The sequence below is a fragment of the Pseudomonas rustica genome (assembly GCF_018336155.1).
Taxonomy (GTDB): domain Bacteria; phylum Pseudomonadota; class Gammaproteobacteria; order Pseudomonadales; family Pseudomonadaceae; genus Aquipseudomonas; species Aquipseudomonas rustica.
The window spans coordinates 1-18,542 of sequence record NZ_JAGYHF010000009.1; the positions used below are offsets into that span (position 1 = coordinate 1).

Annotated in this window: 15 protein-coding genes; 7 read left to right on the forward strand and 8 right to left on the reverse strand. The window is 59.6% G+C overall.

The window, feature by feature from the left end:
- Positions 1 to 88: 88 nt before the first annotated feature.
- Genes KFS80_RS18110 through KFS80_RS18120 form a run of 3 tightly spaced genes read left to right on the forward strand, consistent with a single transcriptional unit; the run spans position 89 to position 3,654 of the window.
- Positions 89 to 748, forward strand: coding sequence for a paraquat-inducible protein A (locus KFS80_RS18110; protein ID WP_159815603.1), 660 nt, complete (start codon positions 89 to 91; stop codon positions 746 to 748).
- Positions 735 to 1,358, forward strand: coding sequence for a paraquat-inducible protein A (locus KFS80_RS18115; RefSeq protein ID WP_053123847.1), 624 nt, complete (start codon positions 735 to 737; stop codon positions 1,356 to 1,358). Before KFS80_RS18110 ends, KFS80_RS18115 begins: the two co-directional genes overlap by 14 nt.
- Complete coding sequence (locus KFS80_RS18120; RefSeq protein ID WP_212545488.1) at positions 1,351 to 3,654, forward strand: PqiB family protein; 2,304 nt, start codon at positions 1,351 to 1,353, stop codon at positions 3,652 to 3,654. Before KFS80_RS18115 ends, KFS80_RS18120 begins: the two co-directional genes overlap by 8 nt.
- A 183-nt stretch (positions 3,655 to 3,837) precedes the next feature.
- Here KFS80_RS18120 and mksF read toward each other — a convergent pair whose 3' ends face one another.
- Genes mksF through mksB form a run of 3 tightly spaced genes read right to left on the reverse strand, consistent with a single transcriptional unit; the run spans position 3,838 to position 8,643 of the window.
- Positions 3,838 to 6,678, reverse strand: coding sequence for an Mks condensin complex protein MksF (mksF, locus tag KFS80_RS18125; RefSeq protein ID WP_212545489.1), 2,841 nt, complete (start codon positions 6,676 to 6,678; stop codon positions 3,838 to 3,840).
- Positions 6,675 to 7,376: an Mks condensin complex protein MksE gene (mksE, locus tag KFS80_RS18130; protein WP_053123840.1), complete on the reverse strand. Its 702-nt coding sequence runs from the start codon at positions 7,374 to 7,376 to the stop codon at positions 6,675 to 6,677. Before mksE ends, mksF begins: the two co-directional genes overlap by 4 nt.
- The gene (mksB, locus tag KFS80_RS18135; RefSeq protein ID WP_178124224.1) at positions 7,366 to 8,643 is read right to left on the reverse strand and encodes an Mks condensin complex protein MksB; all 1,278 of its coding nucleotides are present in this window, start codon (positions 8,641 to 8,643) and stop codon (positions 7,366 to 7,368) included. The genes mksE and mksB overlap by 11 nt, the downstream gene beginning before the upstream one ends.
- 219 nt (positions 8,644 to 8,862) lie before the next feature.
- Between mksB and KFS80_RS18140 the strand changes: the two genes are divergently transcribed.
- Both KFS80_RS18140 and rimI read left to right on the forward strand, forming a co-directional pair.
- Positions 8,863 to 9,609, forward strand: a complete 747-nt coding sequence (locus KFS80_RS18140) for an energy transducer TonB (protein WP_212545608.1) — start codon at positions 8,863 to 8,865, stop codon at positions 9,607 to 9,609.
- Positions 9,602 to 10,054, forward strand: coding sequence for a ribosomal protein S18-alanine N-acetyltransferase (gene rimI / locus KFS80_RS18145; RefSeq protein ID WP_053123834.1), 453 nt, complete (start codon positions 9,602 to 9,604; stop codon positions 10,052 to 10,054). The genes KFS80_RS18140 and rimI overlap by 8 nt, the downstream gene beginning before the upstream one ends.
- Positions 10,055 to 10,198: 144 nt before the next feature.
- Here the strand turns inward: rimI and KFS80_RS18150 are convergent, their stop codons facing one another.
- Complete coding sequence (locus KFS80_RS18150) at positions 10,199 to 10,603, reverse strand: serine kinase/phosphatase (protein WP_212545490.1); 405 nt, start codon at positions 10,601 to 10,603, stop codon at positions 10,199 to 10,201.
- A gap of 141 nt (positions 10,604 to 10,744) precedes the next feature.
- Here KFS80_RS18150 and can point away from each other — a divergent pair, with 141 nt between their 5' ends.
- The gene (gene can / locus KFS80_RS18155; protein WP_053123831.1) at positions 10,745 to 11,389 is read left to right on the forward strand and encodes a carbonate dehydratase; all 645 of its coding nucleotides are present in this window, start codon (positions 10,745 to 10,747) and stop codon (positions 11,387 to 11,389) included.
- A gap of 8 nt (positions 11,390 to 11,397) precedes the next feature.
- Here can and KFS80_RS18160 read toward each other — a convergent pair whose 3' ends face one another.
- The 4 genes from KFS80_RS18160 to KFS80_RS18175 all read right to left on the reverse strand — a co-directional run bounded on the left by KFS80_RS18160 (position 11,398) and on the right by KFS80_RS18175 (position 16,719).
- Positions 11,398 to 11,919: an SET domain-containing protein gene (locus KFS80_RS18160; RefSeq protein ID WP_212545491.1), complete on the reverse strand. Its 522-nt coding sequence runs from the start codon at positions 11,917 to 11,919 to the stop codon at positions 11,398 to 11,400.
- Between the two features lie 170 nt (positions 11,920 to 12,089).
- Positions 12,090 to 13,262, reverse strand: a complete 1,173-nt coding sequence (locus tag KFS80_RS18165; RefSeq protein ID WP_212545492.1) for a hypothetical protein — start codon at positions 13,260 to 13,262, stop codon at positions 12,090 to 12,092.
- A 115-nt stretch (positions 13,263 to 13,377) separates the two neighbouring features.
- On the reverse strand, positions 13,378 to 15,081 hold the full coding sequence (locus KFS80_RS18170) for an acid phosphatase (protein WP_212545493.1): 1,704 nt from the start codon (positions 15,079 to 15,081) through the stop codon (positions 13,378 to 13,380).
- Positions 15,082 to 15,300: 219 nt separating this feature from the next.
- On the reverse strand, positions 15,301 to 16,719 hold the full coding sequence (locus tag KFS80_RS18175) for a short-chain fatty acid transporter (protein ID WP_212545494.1): 1,419 nt from the start codon (positions 16,717 to 16,719) through the stop codon (positions 15,301 to 15,303).
- Positions 16,720 to 17,029: 310 nt separating this feature from the next.
- On the opposite strand from KFS80_RS18175, the gene KFS80_RS18180 reads away from it, so the two are divergent.
- On the forward strand, positions 17,030 to 18,343 hold the full coding sequence (locus KFS80_RS18180) for an MFS transporter (protein ID WP_212545495.1): 1,314 nt from the start codon (positions 17,030 to 17,032) through the stop codon (positions 18,341 to 18,343).
- The last annotated feature ends 199 nt before the right edge of the window (positions 18,344 to 18,542 follow it).

An 18,542-nucleotide genomic window follows, 5' to 3' on the forward strand; every position in this document is an offset into this window, starting at 1 on the left:
TTTTGCACGGTTCATCGAACAAATTTGCACAGTTATTTTCGAACCAGAACACTAGAATAGCCCCACCTTTTTTGGAGCCAGAGCCTTTATGTCAGAGTCGGTTGACGCCCCCGGGCTGTCAGATCTACCGCTGGAAGACTTGGTGGCCTGTCACGAGTGTGACCTGCTGATGCGCAAGCCAACACTTGCCCACGGCGAGAAAGCCCTCTGCCCCCGCTGCGGATACGAGTTGTACGCCCATCGCCATAACGTGGTGCAGCGCAGCCTTGCCCTGGTGATTGCGGCACTGCTGCTGTACATACCGGCGAACTTTTTGCCGATCATGCAGCTCAATCTACTCGGGCAGTCTTCGGATGATACGGTCTGGAGTGGCGTGCTCGGTCTGTTCAATACCGGCATGCAAGGCGTATCGATTGTTGTGTTCCTGTGCAGCATGGCCATTCCGCTGCTCAAGTTGCTGTGCCAATTGTTTGTGCTGCTGACGATCCGTTTCGATATCGGTCGCAGCTATGGCTTGTTGCTCTACCGCATTTACCACCACCTTAAAGACTGGGGGATGCTCGAGGTTTACCTCATGGGCGTACTGGTGGCGATCGTCAAACTGGCGGACATGGCCGCCATCACCGTCGGCCTTGGCCTGGCGTGTTTTATCGGCTTGTTGCTGGTTCAGGTCTGGCTGGAAGTGGTGATGTCGCCGCACCAGATCTGGCAGGCGTTATCAGGGGAAGATGCTCATGCGGGCGATTGATGCAGGCATTCTGACGTGCACCGAATGCCACGAGTTGAACCGGCAGGAAGCGGACAACGATGAACAAACCTGCACCCGCTGCGGTGCATTGGTTCACGCGCGCCGGCCGAACAGCCTCACCCGTACTTGGGCCCTGCTGATCACGGCGGCGATTATCTACATACCGGCCAACGTATTGCCGATCATGACTGTCAGTTCTTTGGGTCAAGGTGACCCAAGCACGATCATGTCCGGCGTGATCCAGTTGGTGCAGCACGGCATGATCCCGATTGCTGCTGTGGTGTTCATCGCCAGTATTCTGGTGCCGACTTTCAAACTGGTCGGCATCGCGCTGCTGTTGTTCTCAGTGCAACGAAAACAGCCGTTGTCGGCTCGGCAGCGCATCTGGATGTACCGTTTTATCGAGTTCATTGGCCGCTGGTCGATGCTCGATATTTTTGTGATCGCCATTCTGGTGGCGGTCGTCAATTTCGGCCGCTTAGCCAGTGTCGAAGCCAATCTTGGCGCCATCGCCTTCGCCAGTGTGGTGATTCTGACGATGCTTGCCGCAGTAACTTTTGATCCCCGACTGATTTGGGATAACACGGAGTCGGACGACGACCATGACTGATTTGCCCGTAGCGAAAACCCGACCGGCCTCGAACTGGTCTGCCATTTGGGTACTGCCTCTGATCGCGTTGATCATCGGTGGCTGGCTCGGCTGGCGTGCCTATTCCGAAACCGGCATCGAGATCCAGATTCGCTTTGAAAGCGGTGAAGGCATCCAGGCCAATAAAACCGAGATCATGTACAAGGGCATGTCGGTCGGTAAGGTCAAAACGCTGAAGCTCGACGACGAGGGCAACTCCAAAGGCGTCATTGCCACCGTCGAGATGAACAAGGACGTCGAGCAATACCTCAAGACCAGCACGCGTTTCTGGCTGGTCAAACCGAGCGTAACTCTGGCCGGCATCACTGGTCTGGAGACGTTGGTCTCAGGTAACTACGTCGCTATCAGTCCCGGCGAAGGCGAGCCCGCGCGCAAGTTCAAGGCGCTGGCCGAAGAACCGCCGCTGTCCGACGCCAAACCTGGTCTGCACTTGACCATCAAGGCTGATCGTCTCGGTTCGCTGAGCCGTGGCAGCCCGGTGTTCTACAAGCAGATCAAAGTCGGTCAGGTCAAAAGTTATGTGCTGTCGGAAGACCAAAGCACTGTTGAGCTCAAAGTGTTCATCGAACCGACCTACGCCAAACTGGTGCGCAAACACACGCGTTTCTGGAACGCCAGCGGTATCAGCATCGACGCCAACCTGTCCGGGGTAAAAGTGCGCAGCGAATCGCTGGCCAGCATCGTCGCCGGCGGTATCGCCTTCGCCACGCCGGAGAATCGCAAGGACAGTCCGCCAACCGATCCGAGCCTGCCATTCCGTCTCTACGAGGACTTCGACGCCGCCGCTGCCGGTATTCGTGTGAAGGTCAAACTCAGCGACTTCGAAGGCCTGCAGGCTGGCCGTACGCCAGTGATGTACAAAGGCATTCAGGTCGGCAACCTGAAAGCATTGAAAGTCGATGCCGATCTGAACAGCGCCACCGCCGAGCTGACCCTCGATCCGTTGGCCGAAGATTATCTGGTGGAGGGCACTCAGTTCTGGGTGGTCAAACCGTCGATCTCGCTGGCCGGCATCACGGGCCTCGAAGCGCTGGTGAAAGGTAATTACATCGCCGTGCGTCCGGGCGACAAAGGTGCCGCCCCGAAACGTGAGTTCGAAGCACGTCCGAAAGCGCCGCCGCTGGATCTGCGTTCGCCGGGTCTGCACTTGGTGCTGTTCACCGACACGCTGGGTTCGATCGATGTCGGCAGTCCGATCTTGTACAAGCAGGTCAAGGTCGGTTCGGTACAGAGCTATCAATTCTCCAAGACGCGCAAACAAATCATCGTCGGCGTGCACATCGAGAAGGAATACGAAAACCTGGTCAACGCTTCGACGCGGTTCTGGAATGTCAGCGGTGTCACGTTGACTGGCGGGCTGACCGGCGGCATTCAGGTCAAGAGTGAATCCCTGCAAACCCTGATGGCCGGCGGTATCGCCTTCGAAACACCGCAGGCCAAGGCACCGCTGCAGAAACGCATTCCGCGTTTCCGTCTGTTTGCCAATCATGACGACGCCAGTAAAAAAGGCAGCGTAGTAACGATCAAAGTCGATCGCGCCGACGGTCTCAGCAGCGGCACGCCGGTTCGTTTCAAAGGGCTGGATGTCGGCAAGATTGAAAGCGTTGATCTGACTGACGACTTGCAATCGGTCATCCTCACCGCGCGCATCACGGAAGTGCCGGAGAAGATTGCCCGGGTTGGCAGTCAGTTCTGGGTGGTCAAGCCTGAGCTCGGCCTGATCAAGACAGAGAATCTGGAAACCCTGGTAACCGGCAAGTACATCGAAGTGCAGCCAGCGGCGAAGAACCTTGGCCCGCAGAAGAACTTTGTCGCGCTGGCCAATGCGCCGGAAGTCACCAAACAAGAGGCGGGTCTGAGTCTGGTGTTGAGCGCCGCTCGCCGTGGTTCGTTGAAGCCGGGTGTGCCGGTGACTTACCGTGAAATCACGGTGGGTAAAGTTACGGGTTATGAACTGGGTCAGACCGCTGATCGCGTATTGGTGCACATTCTGATCGAGCCGAAATACGCGCCGCTCGTACGCAGTGGCAGCCGCTTCTGGAACACCAGCGGTGTCGGGTTTGATATCGGTTTGTTCAACGGGCTGACGGTGCGCACCGAATCGCTGGAGACGGCGATTCAGGGCGGCATCGCATTCGCTACGCCGGATGGTGAGCGGATGGGCGGTCAGGCTCGGGCGGAGCAGACGTTCCCGTTGTTCGACAAGTTTGAGGATGAGTGGCTGACGTGGGCGCCTAAGATTTCGCTCGGTAAGTAAATCCTGCGGTGTTTGAAGTGGGGCCATCGCGAGCAGGCTCACTCCTACAGGGGAACGCATTCCAACTGTAGGAGTGAGCCTGCTCGCGATAGGGCCAGCCAATTCAGCACAAATTCCAAGGCATAAAAAAGGGCCGCGATCCAAACAGATCGCGGCCCTTTTTTTATCTTCAGTTAACGCCGATCAAACCGCATCCATCTCCGGTTCATCCGCTTCAACATTCACCGTGGCCTTCACCACATCATGGCGACGGATGTACTTCCAGTCCGCCTCATCAATGTAGATTCCCGCCGGGCCGCTGCCGCCTTCCAGGTCGATCGCGACACTGGCGCAGACCTGCGGCTTCACGCTCGCCAGAATCGGCACGAAACCCAGTTGCAGGCTGGTTTCCAGCAGTGCGGCCTGGTTCTTCTCATCGATATCCGCCGCCTCGTCGAGGTAGTACGGCAGACGCACGCGCCCGGCCTGATCGCGATCCATCAAGTGCAGCAACAAGTACATGTTGGTCAGCGCCTTGATGGTCATGGTCGTGCCGTTGGACGCCGCGCCATCGATGTCGGTGTGAATAACCGGCTGGCCGTTGACCTTGGTGATTTCGAACGCGAGTTCGAACAAGTCCTTGAGGCCGAGCTGGTTGTGGTTTGCTGCCACCAACCGCGCGAGGTATTCCTTGGCCTCTTCGTTCTTGTTGTCTTGCTCGGCGCTTTGGCTGAGGTCGAACACCGACAGGGTTTCGCCTTCTTCGTACTGACCGGCGCTGTGGATGATCTGATCGATGTGCTTGAGCGCTTCCTTGTTCGGCGCGAGAACGATGCGGAAGCTCTGCAGGTTGGAGACCTGACGTTTGTTGATCTCGCGGTTGAACAGCGCCAGTTGATGCTCGAGGCTGTCGTAGTCACTGCGAATATTGCGCAGGGTTCGAGCAATGTCGGTAACCGCCGCGCGACGGGCCTTGCCCAGCGTCAGTGCTTCATCGGTACGGTGCGCGTAAGCGTTGATCAGCAGCGACAAACGGCGCTCCATGTCGTCTTCGCTGTCGAACTTGGCCACACCTTTGAGGCGCACTTGCGCGTACAGCGCTTCGATCTGACCGTCAGCACGGAGCAAGCCTTGCCAGCTGTCCTGGTAGTCGTTGAGCAGTGGCAGCAGGTTGTCCATCGAATCGTCGACCGGATCCATGAACGGCGTACCGAACGGCAGATCCGCCGGCAGCAACTGACGACGGCGCAATGCATCGTCGAGCGTGCGTTGCTTGGCTTCCATATCAGCGATCTGGCGGCCGACCAGTTGCAGCTTGGCCGACAGTTGCTGGACGCGTTCGGTGAAGGCATCGCTGGAACGCTTGAGTTCGTCCTGCGCGCCTTCCATCTGCGCCAGTTGCTCGAGCTTGTCGCTTTCTTCAGCGCTCAAAGTCTGCGTGCGGCGGAAATCTTCCAGGGCTTTCTGCGCGTCCAGCACTTGCTGGTACAGCGCTTCGGTCTGGGTCTTGCTCGCGGCGCGGTCAGCGGCAACGGCCTGCTGGGTCTTGAGCTGTTTCAGCTCTTTGTCCAGACGTTCTTTCTGGTCGCGCAACGCGGCACGGTCGGCCAGTGCTTGCAGCGCCGGTGGCTCAATGTGCGAGAGGTCTATCGACAGGCCCGGCACTTCGAAGCGTTCACCCTTGAAGCCATCAAGGATCAGCTCAACCGATTTGACCCATTCGCCACCCTCGTCGAGGGTAATGCCGTGTTCGCCCAGCGGCAGGCTGAACAGTGCGCTGTTGAACAGACGCATCAACCGTTCGACGTCGGGTTGCGAAAATTCTTCGCGCAGTCGCGCGTAGCTGTTGTTGTCGGCGTGATCGAGTTGCTGCTTCACCGACTTCAGGCGTTTTTCCAGATCGCGCAAACGCTCTTCGAGATCTTCGGCGCTGAACTGACGCGATTGCGCCAAGGCGCCGGCGAGTTCGTCGTGGGCGTCTTTGGCCGCGAGCAATTGTTGCTCCAGCACTTTCACGTCATCGACCAAAGCAAAGCGATTCTTCAGTACCGACAGCTCGCCGAGCCAGCGCTGGATGCCGGAAATTTCCCGCTCCAGACGCATCAGCTCCTGAGTACCGCCGCGCTGATTGTTTTGCAGACTGTCCTGCTCGCCACGGTAGTGGTCGGCCTGAATCGTCAGCTCTTCCTTGCGCGCACTGGCGTAATCCGACCAGGTGCCGAGCAGCGAATCGAGCAGCGGCGACAGGCGATGCAGCTTGCCGCGCAGCACGTCGCGCTGTTTCACGCCATTGGCCAAGGCTTCAACCAACGGGCCGGCAGCGACCAGCGAGTTGTAGTCCTGTTCCATGCGGCGCACGTCGCGGAAGGCTTCTTCGCACGCGGCGATGTAATCGACACTGCCCGAACGCAGGCTGTGTTCGAAGGCATCGAGGAACAACTGCTTCAACTTGGCCGCAGTGATTTCGCGCATGTGCAGCAGGTTGATGAACAGCGCGCGGAAAGTCTTCAGGCTTTGCTCGCTGGTGGAGCGCAGCGGGATCAGGGTCAGATCCAAAGGAATAGACGTGTGACCGCCCACCAGCAAACGACGCAGCTCATCCGGCTTGAGTTCGTAGGCTTTCAGGCCTTCTTTCTCAAGGTTGTTGAACAGCTCTTTCTGACGCAGGCAGGTGTCATTCTTCTGGTAGTGCGCCAGATCGAGCTTGCCGGCATAGGCGAAAAACTGGTGACCGAAACCACCGCCCGGGCCGCGCCCGACCACGCCGATCACGTGCGGGCCGTGTGGCAGATTCACTTCGACAAGGATGTAACTGGTGTCGGAGGCGAAGTAGAAGCGCCGCGATTGTTCGAGGCTGTACTTGCCGAAACTCATGTCCGACATGCGCGCCAGAATCGGGAACTGCAAGGCGTTGATCGACGCCGATTTACCGAGGTTGTTCGCGCCGTAAACCGACAGCGGTTCTTCCAGCGGGAACAGGCCGAGGCTGTAACCGGCGGTGTTCAAAAGGGCAAAGCGGCGGATGCCGTAGCGTTCCTGGCTCATGCGTCGGACTCCTGTTCTTCGGCAATGGCGCGGGCCAGTGCGTCTTCTTCGCTCTCTTCATCAAATTCGCTGAGATCAAGCGGATCGTCGGTTTCGAGGAATTTGGCTTCCGCCGCTTCGTCGATCAGCACCGGCGCTGGCAGCGGCAATACGCTGTGCACGCTGGCCGCCAGATCGCGGTCTTGCTGTACCGACAGGCACACGTCGAGGAAACGGTGCATCGGTGGCAGGAAGCGGTACACACCGTTTTCTTCGCCGGCGAAACCGAGTTGAGTCATGCGGCGCATGATCTTTTCTTCGAGCTCTTCGACGGTCTGCACTTCAGCCTGAATAAACAGGTCGCGGTACTTCTCCAGCAGCGACGGCAGTTCTTCGCGGCCGAGGCTGCCGCCATCGAGCACGGCGATCGGGTCGCGGCCCTGATCGGCCAGATGCTCGACGAGGATGAAGGTGAACAGCGCCAGACGCTGCGCCGTCTTGTTCACCGCCGCAGCGGCCATGTCCGGCACAAAGTAGTAGAAACCACGGGTGTCGCAGACCAGTTCAAAACCCAGCGCCTTGAACAGCGTGCGGTATTGATCCTGGAAGTTCGACAGTTGCGCGTACAGTTCCGGGTCGCGGCGGCTGACGTGGTAACCCTTGAACAGCTCGCGGAAGATCGGTGCCAGTTGGGACAGTTCGGAGAGATCAAGATGCATTGGGGATGCTCGCAGAATCCTCGGCGGCATTGTCGCGGGCCGAGAGCAGGGCGAAGGAGCGCAGGCTGACCTGGTGCTCATGAGTGTGGTATTCGCGGCGTTCCAAGCGCTCGCGGGTGAAGCGTTTTTCCCGCGACAGGCGCGAGAACCAGTAGAGCAATTCGTCGGTGGCGCCGTCCGGTTCCTGCTCGAGCAGCCAGGTCATCAGATCCGGCATTGGCAGGGATTCTTCGCAACGGTCGACCATCTCGCGCACGGTGCGTGGTGCGCGTGGCGCTTCGCCTTTCTGGGTTTTGTGCGCTTTCGGGAAGCGTGCCGGTTTCGGCTCGAAACGCGCCAACGCGTACACGTAGGCTTCGACCTGACTAGCGCTGCCGAGGAAAGTACTTTGCGGGCGAGTGAACATCGGCATCGCGGCTTGCGGCACGGCGTCGATGCCTTTGCGGCGGATCGCCGCCAGTGCGAGCGCGGCGCCACGGGTCACGGCGTTGTGCCGGCGGGCTTCTTCACGCAGCGGCAGCAACAGTTCGCGGGCATGCCGCAGAGTCAATTGCGCGCTGGTTTGCATTTCGAGGATGCGCGCGTGGGTGCGCAGCAGCATGTCATCGTCAACCAAATGGCCGAGGCGCTGTTGCTCGCTGAGCATTTTCAGCAGCACGGTTTCGACCTTGCGCACGCCTTGTTCGAAGGCGCCGTCGGCGTTCACCAGATCGATCATCGGCTCGACGTATTCGTCCCACGTCGCCAGTACTTCGGCGTAACGCTGACGCAGCGGAATCTGCCGGTCACTGGTCTTGGCGCGTTCTGCCACCGCCACCAGCGCTTGTTCGTCGTTGTCGAGTTTCTTTAGAACATCGCGAACACGCATGTCGAGCAAACGCAGCTGACGGGCGAGGTCGTGACCGTCGCGAACGTCGAACGCATCCTGAATGTAACCGGCCAGGCGTTCGAGGTGACGCAAATAGGCTTCGATTTCCAGGCACAGGCCCAAACGGTGTTCACGACGCAGGTAAGCGAGGAAGTCGTGAATCTGCGCATTGAGCTCGAAACGGTTCGGGCTTTTCGCCACCGGCACCAGAATATCGAGGCGAATCCACACGTCGAGCAGGCTGGTAATGTCCTGCGGCGTGCTGTCCAGTTGTTGGGCGGCCAGTTGCGTGCGCAGTTCGTTGAGGCTCAATGTGCCTTGGTCGAAGTGCTCACACAAAGGCTCCAGAAGCGCCCAGTGTTCAGCGAGGGCGCGCAAGACGCGCTTGGGTTCGATCATCGGAATGCCCGGCTGGTTGGCAATGAAAAGCGGCGATTGTACTGCATCGCAGCCGATACGATTCAATCCAGGGACAGGCTGTTGTTTTTCTTTCGGTCAAGTGATTGATCAACAACGGGCGATCTTGGGCGAAGGGCGGTAGAATCAGCCCACTTCAGTTATCCACAAGTGGCCGACCCTTTGCTTATCGAGTCCCGCCGCCGCGCCTATTTGAACGCCATGCAGGTGGTCAATTGGCTGCCGCGCACCGAATTGCCTTTCGCCGCGCCCTCGCGTCCCGAGCTGCTGGACATGCCCGAGCCCGAGGTAGAAGCGCCGCTGGTGCCCGCGCCTCAGGCCGAAGCGCCGGTGCAGCCTGTTGCGCGCCCGAGCGAGCGGCCGAAGATCGAAGTGCCACGCCCGTCGCTGGCGAGCACGCGAACCAACGCCAAACCGGTGGAAGAGGCCGACGACACGCCAGTCGTCGCCAAGCCCGCACCGGTGCCGCCGCCGCGTTTCGCCCTGCAATTACTGCGGGCCGGGCGTTGCCTGCTGCTGGTCGAGTTACCCACAGGCGAACCGTTCCAGAGCCGTGATCCTGCTTATTTATTGCTCAAAGACATGCTGCGTGCCGCCGGCCTGCCGGATGCACCGCAAATCGTCGGCGAGCCAGTGCGCTGGCCATGGCTCAATCGCGGCACCATGGATCAGGGCCCGGATGCGGCGCGCGACTTTGTGCAGGGTTTCCTTTCGGTACAAATGGAATCCGCACCCTGCGCCTGCCTGTGGCTGATCGGTCTGCCGGCAGTGCGTTTCGCCGGTGAAGCGGACGCTGAAGCATTCAATCGTGAGTTGCAGATCGAAGGTCTGGGCTCAGCCTGGGCCATTCCCGGTCTGGAATTGTTAATGGAAGAGCCACAGCGCAAAGCCGCTGTGTGGCAAGCCATGCGTCGGCTGATGGCGCGCTGGAAAGAATCGAATGAGTGACGCTGTATCGTTCCGCCCGATGATCGAGGCGGATCTGGACGCTGTGCTGAAGATTGAATTCGCCGCGTACAGCCATCCGTGGACACGCGGGATTTTTCTCGACGGCTTGGGCAAATACCAGATCTGGCTGATGTTCGAAGGTGAGCAACAGGTTGGGCATGGTGTGGTGCAGATCATTCTCGATGAGGCGCATCTGCTCAATATCACCGTGAAACCGGAGAGTCAGGGGCGAGGGTTGGGGCTGACATTGCTGGAGCATTTGATGTCGCGTGCGTATGCGGCTGAGGCTCGGGAGTGTTTTCTCGAAGTGCGCGACAGTAATACGGCGGCGTTCCGGTTGTATGAGCGTTATGGCTTTAACGAGATTGGCCGGCGTCGGGATTATTATCCGGCGGTGGGCGGGCGTGAAGATGCGGTGGTCATGGCCTGCACTTTGGTTGACTGACCCCCTGACTCATTCTGCTCCTGCGGATACAACATCCCCCCTGTAGGAGCTGCCGCAGGCTGCGATCTTTTGATCTTGTTCCGGATCATGCAAAAAGATCAAAAGATCGCAGCCTTCGGCAGCTCCTACAGGGGATCGGGTCTGTCAGCGCTTGCCATCCATCGGATCACGCCGCGCCAGTTCCGCCTCATCCAGCCCATTTCCACCGCCAATGTCATCCTCATCGACAATGCTCAAATCCCAATCCGCCTGATTGCCTTCGCCAGCCTCTTCGGCATCCCGCGCACCGTCTTCATGAATCAGCGTTTCCGGGCTCATGTCATCGTCGGTCGGCTCATGGTCGGCAACCGAGGCGCCAGTCATCCCCGCCTCACGCACGCGTTCATTGGGCATCAACTGCTCGCGTTCACGCTGCGGGATTTCATCACCGATTTTCGCGCTGGGCTCGTCTTCATCGAAATCCAGCTCATGCACCGAACCCATGCGGTCTTCGTTATCATCGATGGGCTCCGGTTGCACCGCATCGTAAGGGCGTCGTGAATCAGTCATGGCAAATCCTCATACTGTGGGCCTTACTTAGGTGGACTCACCGGGCACACGAGAATTCCCACGAAATCACTTTCGGCTCAAGCGTGACCCCGACGGGCGGTCGACTGTCATACCAGCGCATCTTTCTTGAGGCCTTACAGCATGCACGACTTACAAGACCTGATTGATAACAACGAGCGTTGGGCTGACGCGATCACCAAGGAAGACCCGGATTTCTTCGCCAAGCTGGCGCGCCAGCAAACGCCGGAATATCTGTGGATCGGTTGTTCCGACGCACGTGTGCCGGCCAACGAAATCGTCGGCATGTTGCCGGGCGATCTGTTCGTTCACCGCAACGTCGCCAACGTGGTGCTGCACACCGACCTCAATTGTCTGTCGGTGATTCAGTACGCGGTGGATGTGCTCAAGGTTAAGCACATTCTCGTTACCGGCCACTACGGTTGCGGCGGTGTGCGCGCCTCGATGCAGGATCGCCAGTTCGGCCTGATCGACGGCTGGCTGCGTTCGATTCGCGATCTGTACTACGAAAAACGCGAAGAACTGGCCAAGTTGCCGACCGAAGAAGAACAGGTCGATCGGATGTGCGAACTCAACGTGATCCAGCAAGTGGCCAACGTCGCCCACACCAGCATCATCCAGAACGCCTGGCATCGTGGGCAGAGCCTGTCGATCCACGGCTGCATCTACGGCATCAAGGATGGCCGCTGGAAAAGTCTCAACACCACCATCAGTGGTTTCGAGCAATTGCCGCCGCAATACCGTTTGCGTCCGGTCGGCGCGCCGTAATCAGCGTTTCAGCGCAGGCCCGCGTGGCGCCTGCGCTGTAAAAACTGTTGGCCTTCGCGGTTGGGTGGTTCGTCGTGACCGGTGATCCACCCACGACATTGCGACGATCCGCAATGGCAAGCGAATTGGCGCAAGAGTTTGTCTTCAGTGGCCGCGAAATCCATGGTCAGCCGTTCGCCCCTGTGGATATCTTTCAGCGCCCACAGCCACAATTCGCTCATGTCGAGAAACACGTTGGGGTTGCAGGAATGTTCCAGCAATCCGCAGAAGCGTGGGTCGTAAAGATGCAGGCCGGTTTGCAGTTGCCGGGTCTGCCGACATCGATAGGGCAACACTTGTCCCGATACGCGACACATGCGGGTGATGCGCAGAAACTCCCGATGCGCGATCACGGCATCGGCGCCATCGTCATCGTGAATGATTTCGAAGTCATCGCTGGCTGGAAACCCGAGACGCACGGGGAGGCCGGTAAACGGATAAATGCCCGGCGAATCACAAGCATGACGGGCGTGAACGGCATGACTGTTCATAACGATCCTTGTCCAACGGGTGTTGCGACTTCCGTAGGCTGACGTCCTGTCAGTCCTGCAACACGATTTATGGATCCAATCCTGCGATATATGACAGAACCGGTCTACTGTCAGATCTGACAGGCGCGATTCGCGCTTTTACGCGTCAGCCAAAACTGACGCGCAAATACCTATAAATGTGGGGCCAGGAAGGCAGCGGCAGGCAGCGGTGCCTGCAATTTCTGCAGTTCAGCCTTGATCGGCGTGGTGGTGCATTTCGCGGCGGCTTGTTCTGCGCTCAGATTGCGAATCGAGGTGTAGAACAGCTCGCAGGTTTTGACCTTCTGCGTCACCTGCCAGGTTTGTGTGCAACGGTTGAGCAGGGGCTTCGGGTCGCTGCCCGGTTTGCTGCCCATTCCGGCCTGCCAGCAAGCGGCGCTCAAATCCTGTCCCATCACTTTCAGGCCGGCGGCATCGGCTTTGGCTTGTGCGTCATCACCGGTGTAGCTTTTCGGGTCGGCGGCGTACCAGATGTAACTCGGGTGATTGGAGCCCAATACCGGCACGTTCACCCCCTTGCTCGGCGTGATGGTGGCGAGGCCCAGCACGCCCACAGTCGGCCCGTATTGGTCTTTGATCCAGTTTCGCACCGGCGCCCCGAAAGCGACCATCGGCAGCACGCTACCGCTGGCGCTCTGGCTGAATTGTTTGACCAGCGTGGTCTGGTACTCCTTGAAGTATCCGTAGACGCCCTCCAGATCACTGCCGGCGCTGGCGGGCGCGGCGATCGGGGCGATGTCGATGATGGTTTGAAACGCCGGTGTTTGCGCCGCAGGAATACCGTTTGCGGTCAGCAACGTTGCCCAGCGATCGGTGGTGTTCGAGCGCAGGTAATCCTGCGCCTGGGTCAGCGAATAATCCGGCGGGAAGTGCAGCAGTTCGATGCTTTTACGGTTTTCCAGGGCCATGCCCAGCGGCAGGAACAGATACCAGCTGTACGCCCATTTGCCGTCGGCGTTGAGTTGGCTGGCGCCTTTGTAAGCCAGATCGCCGGCATCGAGCAGCGCCGACAACGGTTTGCCGTAGCCCTTCGGCACGCCGGTTATCTCGGCGTAGAGCTGACCGTTATCGGTTTTTACCAATACTTTGGCATTGGCGTAACCGTCGCGTTGCACACTTTGGCTCAGGTAATGGGCGACGGTCTGCTCCAGCGTCCAGTTGCGAAAGCAGATGACGCTGCAGTTGTTGGGGTAGGCGAAGAGACGGGTAACGCGTTCGCTGCTGCCGAGTTTCAGGTCGACATCGGCGTGGGCGGCGGCGCTCAACGTGAGCGCGGCGAGGGTGAGTCCTGCGATTTTCAACATGCTCAGATCCTTTTCAGCGTGAATCCCCTCGTTCGGGGGCGCCTCATAGTGGATCAGCCGTGTTGCCCGGAAAAGCCGGACAACACGGTTTTTTGTGCGCAAGTCGCAGGCGGGTTTATCCGGCCGGAAAGTGCAGGGCGTTGCTCAGATCGCCCATGGGTTGTTGCCCGCGCACAGTCATCGCGTCATCGCGCTGCTTGAGGCCGTCGAGCTTCTCCAACTGGAACACGCGGGTGATCAAGCGCAGGATCGACGCCGTGTCGTAAACCGTGTGATCGACTGTGCCTTTACGCGCAAACGGCGACACCACCAGCGCCGGTACACGCGAGCCCGGGCCCCAGCGATCGCCCTTGGGCGGCGCAACGTGATCCCACCAGCCGCCGTTTTCATCGACGGTCACGACCACCACCATGTTTTTCCACTGCGGACTTTCGCGCAGCACTTTCAGCGCGCGGACGATGTGTCGATCCCCGGAAGCGACGTCGGCATAACCGGCGTGCATGTTCAGGTTGCCCTGAGGTTTGTAGAAACTCACGGCGGGCAACTTACCGGCCTCGGCGTCGGCAAAGAATTTGTTAGTACTCGACTCATCGCCCAACCCGGCGTCGCGCAGACGTTTAGTGCGCTCTGCGGGATTGTCCGGGCCTTGCTGCTTGAAGTAGTTGAACGGCTGATGGTGATACTGAAAGTTGGGAATCTTCGGGATGCCGCCGGAATCCTTGAACTGATCCAGCGTCGCCTGCCACGCGCCGGCGTACCACGCCCAATCGACGTTCTTTTTCGACAGCTTGTCGCCGATGTGCTCGTGGGTCTGCGGCACCATCACATTGGGCAGATCGGCTTTCGAATACGCCGGGCGCTCAGGGTCGCGGATCCATGTCGGCCAGTAGGGCGGGGCCAGTGTGTTAACGCCATAACCATCCGGCGTCAGCGCACTCGGGCCGAATTGAGGCGGGCCAGTCATGGCGCTGGCGGGCGATGCGTCCAGCGGTTTGAGGCGCGAGTCGTTTGGATCAGCGCTTTGCAGCGCAGCGATTTGTGATTTGGCCACCGAATTGCCGACGTCCGGATAGAACGGTGCGGTGGCGCTGATCAGATACTGATGGTTAAGGAACGAGCCACCGAAAGCACCCTGGAAAAAATTGTCACAGAGCACGAACTCTTGCGCGACGTCCCACAGGCGCAGGGCATAACGGCTCTGTGCGTAGTGCCCCATGGTCAAACCACCGGAGTCGGCCCACGCGACGAAACCGTCATTCTTGCCGCCGTTGATCTGCATCTGGTTCTGATAAAACACGTGCCACAAATCACGGGTGACCAGGCCAAAGGGCAGGTCTTCGCCATTCGGGCCTTTGAGGGCGAATGGCGCGTTGGGCAGGTTTTCCTGAAACTGCGTGGCGTTGGGGTACGTCACGCCATCCAGGGTTTGCGGGCCGATCTGCAAGGTGCCGCCCCAGACCGGCGGCAGGGTTTGCAACAGCGAGCCATCGCGGTCGCGTTGCTGATAGTCGGCAGATTTCAGCGCTGACAGCGGCTTCTCGACGCCGGGGAAATCACCGAACAGATTATTGAAACTGCGGTTCTCGGCGTAGATCACCACCACGGTTTTCACCTGCTCACGCAGCGCCTTGTCCAGCTCGGCCGGGGTCAGCGGATGCTCGGCTGGTTTATCCGGTTGATCGCCGGTATTGCCACACGCCGCCAGCGTCGCCCCGACGCCAAGCACCGCAACACCCCCAAGGAAACGGCGGCGACTGGTATCGGTGGGGGTATCGGATTTTGGGGAAGGAGCGTCGGTGGAGTCTGAATCGTCGATCATGTGTCGGCCCGTTTTGCTTAAATGTTTCAGTATGTTTCGGGCGGACGCTAGCAAGGGGATGTGACGGTTGGGTGACAGCTTGAAGTGGATGGAGCACTCATGTGGGAGCGGGCTTGCTCGCGAAGGCGGTGTATCAATCAGCAATGATGTTGACTGACCCACCGCTTTCGCGAGCAAGCCCGCTCCCACAAGGGTTTTATGCCGACCGGACGATCCGGTTTACGGCATCACCGGCGGTGTATACGCCAATGTCGTCCCCAGCGCCCACAGCAAAAACAGCACCAGTGGCGTGTGCACCAGCAGTTGCACGAACGAGAAGCCGATCAGGTCCCGCGCCTTTAATCCGAGCACGCCCAGCAGCGGCAGCATGTAGAACGGGTTGATCAGGTTCGGCAGCGCTTCGGCCGCGTTGTAGATCTGCACCGCCCAGCCGAGGTGGTATTGCAGATCGTTGGCGACCTGCATCACGTACGGCGCTTCGATGATCCACTTGCCGCCACCCGACGGGATGAAGAAGCCGAGAATCGCCGAGTACACGCCCATCAGCAGGGCATAGGTGTCGTGGGAGGCGATGCTGACGAAGAACGTCGAGATGTGGTGTGCCAGCGTCTGCGCATCGGCGCCTTTGACCGTGGTCATCAGTGCGGCAATCGAGCCGTACAGCGGGAACTGGATCAGCACGCCGGTGGTGGTCGGCACCGCGCGCGACACCGCATCGAGGAAGCTGCGCGGGCGCCAGTGCAGCAGCGCGCCGAGCATGATGAACAGGAAGTTGTAGGTGTTCAGCCCGGAAATCGCGGTGATCGCCGGTTTCGTCGAGAATTCGTGGAACAGCCATCCCGCCGCCAGCAGCACCAGCACGATGATGAGAAGAGGACTGTGTTCGAGCCATTCGCCCGGACGAGTGCGCGGTTGCAGCGGTGGCAGATTGAACGCCGGGTCGATGCCGCACGCCTTGGCGTCTCGCGCAGAGTTCGGGCCGGGCGCGGTGGCGTAGGCGATGATGATCGAGATCACGATCAGCGCCAGCAGCATCACGCCGGACTGCCAGAGGAAAATCGTTTCGGTGAACGGAATCACTCCGGTGATCGACAGGATCGACGGCGGCAGGCTGCCCGGGTTGGCCTGCAACTGTGCGGCCGACGACGACAGTCCCAAGGCCCACACGGCGCCCAGACCCAGATAGGCAGCGGCACCAGCGGCGCGGTAATCCATTTTCAGATCGGTGCGGCGGGCGAGGGCGCGTACCAGCAAACCGCCGAACACCAGCGACAGGCCCCAGTTGAGCAGCGACGCAATCATCGAAATCAGTGCGACCCAAGCCACGGCGGAGCGACCGTTTTTCGGGATGCGCGCCAGACGATCGATCAGTTTCACGGCGGGCGGCGAGCTGGCGACGACGTAACCGCCAATCACCACGAAGGCCATCTGCATGGTGAACGGGATCAGGCTCCAGAAGCCGTCACCGAAAGCCATCGCGGCGTCGGTGGGTTTGGCACCCATGGCCATTGTCGCCAGTGCGACGATGATGACGGCCAGTGCGGCGAACACCCAGGAATCGGGAAACCAGCGTTCGGCGAAGTTGGAACAGCGCAAGGCGAAGCGCGCGGAGCGGCTATCTTCGATATCAGCGGCCACAGAAGTACCTCGGATTTTTTTATGGTTATTTTGGGTCTGCAGAGCGATCAGTGCTTTTGGTGGGAGCGGGCTTGCTCGCGAATGCGGTGGGGCAGTCGGCACTTATTTGGCTGACCCATCGCATTCGCGAGCAAGCCCGCTCCCACAGGTTTTTCACTAGGCTGCGGACAGGCCCCAACAGTAAATCAAGCCGAGGCGTTTTGTGAGCAGGTTTTTCCAAATCAGGACTATGGTCTAACGGGTTGTCCATCCGTCCATTTGCGTAGACCATGTGCGCCTTGGTTTTTTGCCTGTGCCAGAGTTCTTTGTCATGACTGCCAATTCCGCTGCGCAACCCGCGCCGTTCAGCCGCTCCGACTACAAGACCCTCGGCCTTGCAGCCCTCGGTGGCGCGCTGGAAATCTATGATTTCATCATTTTCGTGTTCTTCGCCCTGACCCTCAGTCAGCTGTTTTTCCCGCCGGAAATGCCCGAATGGCTGCGCCTGCTGCAAAGCTTCGGGATCTTTGTCACCGGTTACCTGGCGCGGCCGCTGGGCGGTATTTTGATGGCGCATTTCGCCGACCGCATGGGGCGCAAGAAAGTCTTCAGCCTGAGCATCCTGATGATGGCGCTGCCGTGCCTGCTGATCGGGATCATGCCGACTTACGCGCAGATCGGTTATTTCGCGCCGCTGTTGCTGCTGGCGCTGCGCATTCTCCAAGGCGCTGCAGTCGGCGGCGAAGTGCCGAGTGCCTGGGTGTTCGTCGCTGAACATGCACCTGCTGGCCATCGCGGTTATGCGCTGGGCTTTCTCCAGGCCGGGCTGACCTTCGGTTACCTGATCGGCGCGTTGACCGCGACGTTTCTGGCGCAAGTGTTCACCCCGGCAGAAATCCTCGATTACGCCTGGCGCTATCCGTTCCTGCTTGGCGGTGTGTTCGGCGTGATCGGCGTCTATCTGCGCCGCTGGCTGAGCGAAACCCCGGTGTTCATGGCCATGGAAGCGCAGCGTGAGGCGCGCGTCGAACTGCCGTTGCGCACGGTGTTGCGCGAACACCGACTGGCGATGCTACCGGCGATGCTGCTGACCTGCGTGCTGACCTCGGCGGTGGTGGTGTTCGTCGTCATCACGCCGACCATGATGCAGAAAACCTTCGGCATGAGCGCCAGCCACACCTTCGCCCTCAGCGCATTGGGCATCGTTTTTCTCAATATCGGCTGCGTGATCGCCGGGTTGCTGGTCGACCGCATCGGCGCCTGGCGCACGGTCATGCTCTATAGCCTGCTGCTGCCGCTGGGCATTGCCGTGCTCTACGGTTGCCTGATCAGCGGCGGCGACTGGATCGGCATCGCCTACGCCATCGCGGGTCTCGCCTGCGGCGTGGTGGGCGCGGTGCCCTCGGTGATGGTCGGGTTGTTCCCGGCGCGTATTCGCGTGTCAGGCATTTCCTTCACCTACAACATTGCCTACGCCGCGTGGGCAAGTATCACACCGCTGTTGCTGATCGGTCTGATGCCGTGGAGCCCGTGGATCTGCGTGATGTTCTGCGCGGTGATGGGCGCGGTCGGTATCGTCAGCGCGGCGTATTTCGGCGCGCGGATGCCGCGCACGGGACAATGTCAGGTAGCCGGAGCTGCCTGACAACGTACGTCCGAACTATTTTTGACTGAGGAGTCTCAAGCGCTCTTCAGAAACGCTGCGCAAGGCCGATGGTTAGGCTGCATCCCGCTCTCTAACCTGTCCATCGGTACTTTCCCATGTTCAACAAACGCTTGAAGCAAGAGCTGGCCGCTCTTCGTGAAGAACTCTCCAGCCTTGTGCAAGTGAAGGAAAGCCTGGA

Bases quoted from the DNA above. Each gene is read 5' to 3' on its own strand.
- KFS80_RS18170 (WP_212545493.1), bottom strand. From the start codon at position 15,081: ATGATCGACGATTCAGACTCCACCGACGCTCCTTCCCCAAAATCCGAT.
- mksB (WP_178124224.1), bottom strand. From the start codon at position 8,643: ATGATCGAACCCAAGCGCGTCTTGCGCGCCCTCGCTGAACACTGGGCG.
- mksE (WP_053123840.1), bottom strand. From the start codon at position 7,376: ATGCATCTTGATCTCTCCGAACTGTCCCAACTGGCACCGATCTTCCGC.
- mksF (WP_212545489.1), bottom strand. From the start codon at position 6,678: ATGAGCCAGGAACGCTACGGCATCCGCCGCTTTGCCCTTTTGAACACC.
- KFS80_RS18140 (WP_212545608.1), top strand. From the start codon at position 8,863: ATGCAGGTGGTCAATTGGCTGCCGCGCACCGAATTGCCTTTCGCCGCG.
- KFS80_RS18180 (WP_212545495.1), top strand. From the start codon at position 17,030: ATGACTGCCAATTCCGCTGCGCAACCCGCGCCGTTCAGCCGCTCCGAC.
- KFS80_RS18120 (WP_212545488.1), top strand. From the start codon at position 1,351: ATGACTGATTTGCCCGTAGCGAAAACCCGACCGGCCTCGAACTGGTCT.
- KFS80_RS18160 (WP_212545491.1), bottom strand. From the start codon at position 11,919: ATGAACAGTCATGCCGTTCACGCCCGTCATGCTTGTGATTCGCCGGGC.
- rimI (WP_053123834.1), top strand. From the start codon at position 9,602: ATGAGTGACGCTGTATCGTTCCGCCCGATGATCGAGGCGGATCTGGAC.
- KFS80_RS18110 (WP_159815603.1), top strand. From the start codon at position 89: ATGTCAGAGTCGGTTGACGCCCCCGGGCTGTCAGATCTACCGCTGGAA.
- KFS80_RS18165 (WP_212545492.1), bottom strand. From the start codon at position 13,262: ATGTTGAAAATCGCAGGACTCACCCTCGCCGCGCTCACGTTGAGCGCC.
- KFS80_RS18150 (WP_212545490.1), bottom strand. From the start codon at position 10,603: ATGACTGATTCACGACGCCCTTACGATGCGGTGCAACCGGAGCCCATC.
- KFS80_RS18115 (WP_053123847.1), top strand. From the start codon at position 735: ATGCGGGCGATTGATGCAGGCATTCTGACGTGCACCGAATGCCACGAG.
- can (WP_053123831.1), top strand. From the start codon at position 10,745: ATGCACGACTTACAAGACCTGATTGATAACAACGAGCGTTGGGCTGAC.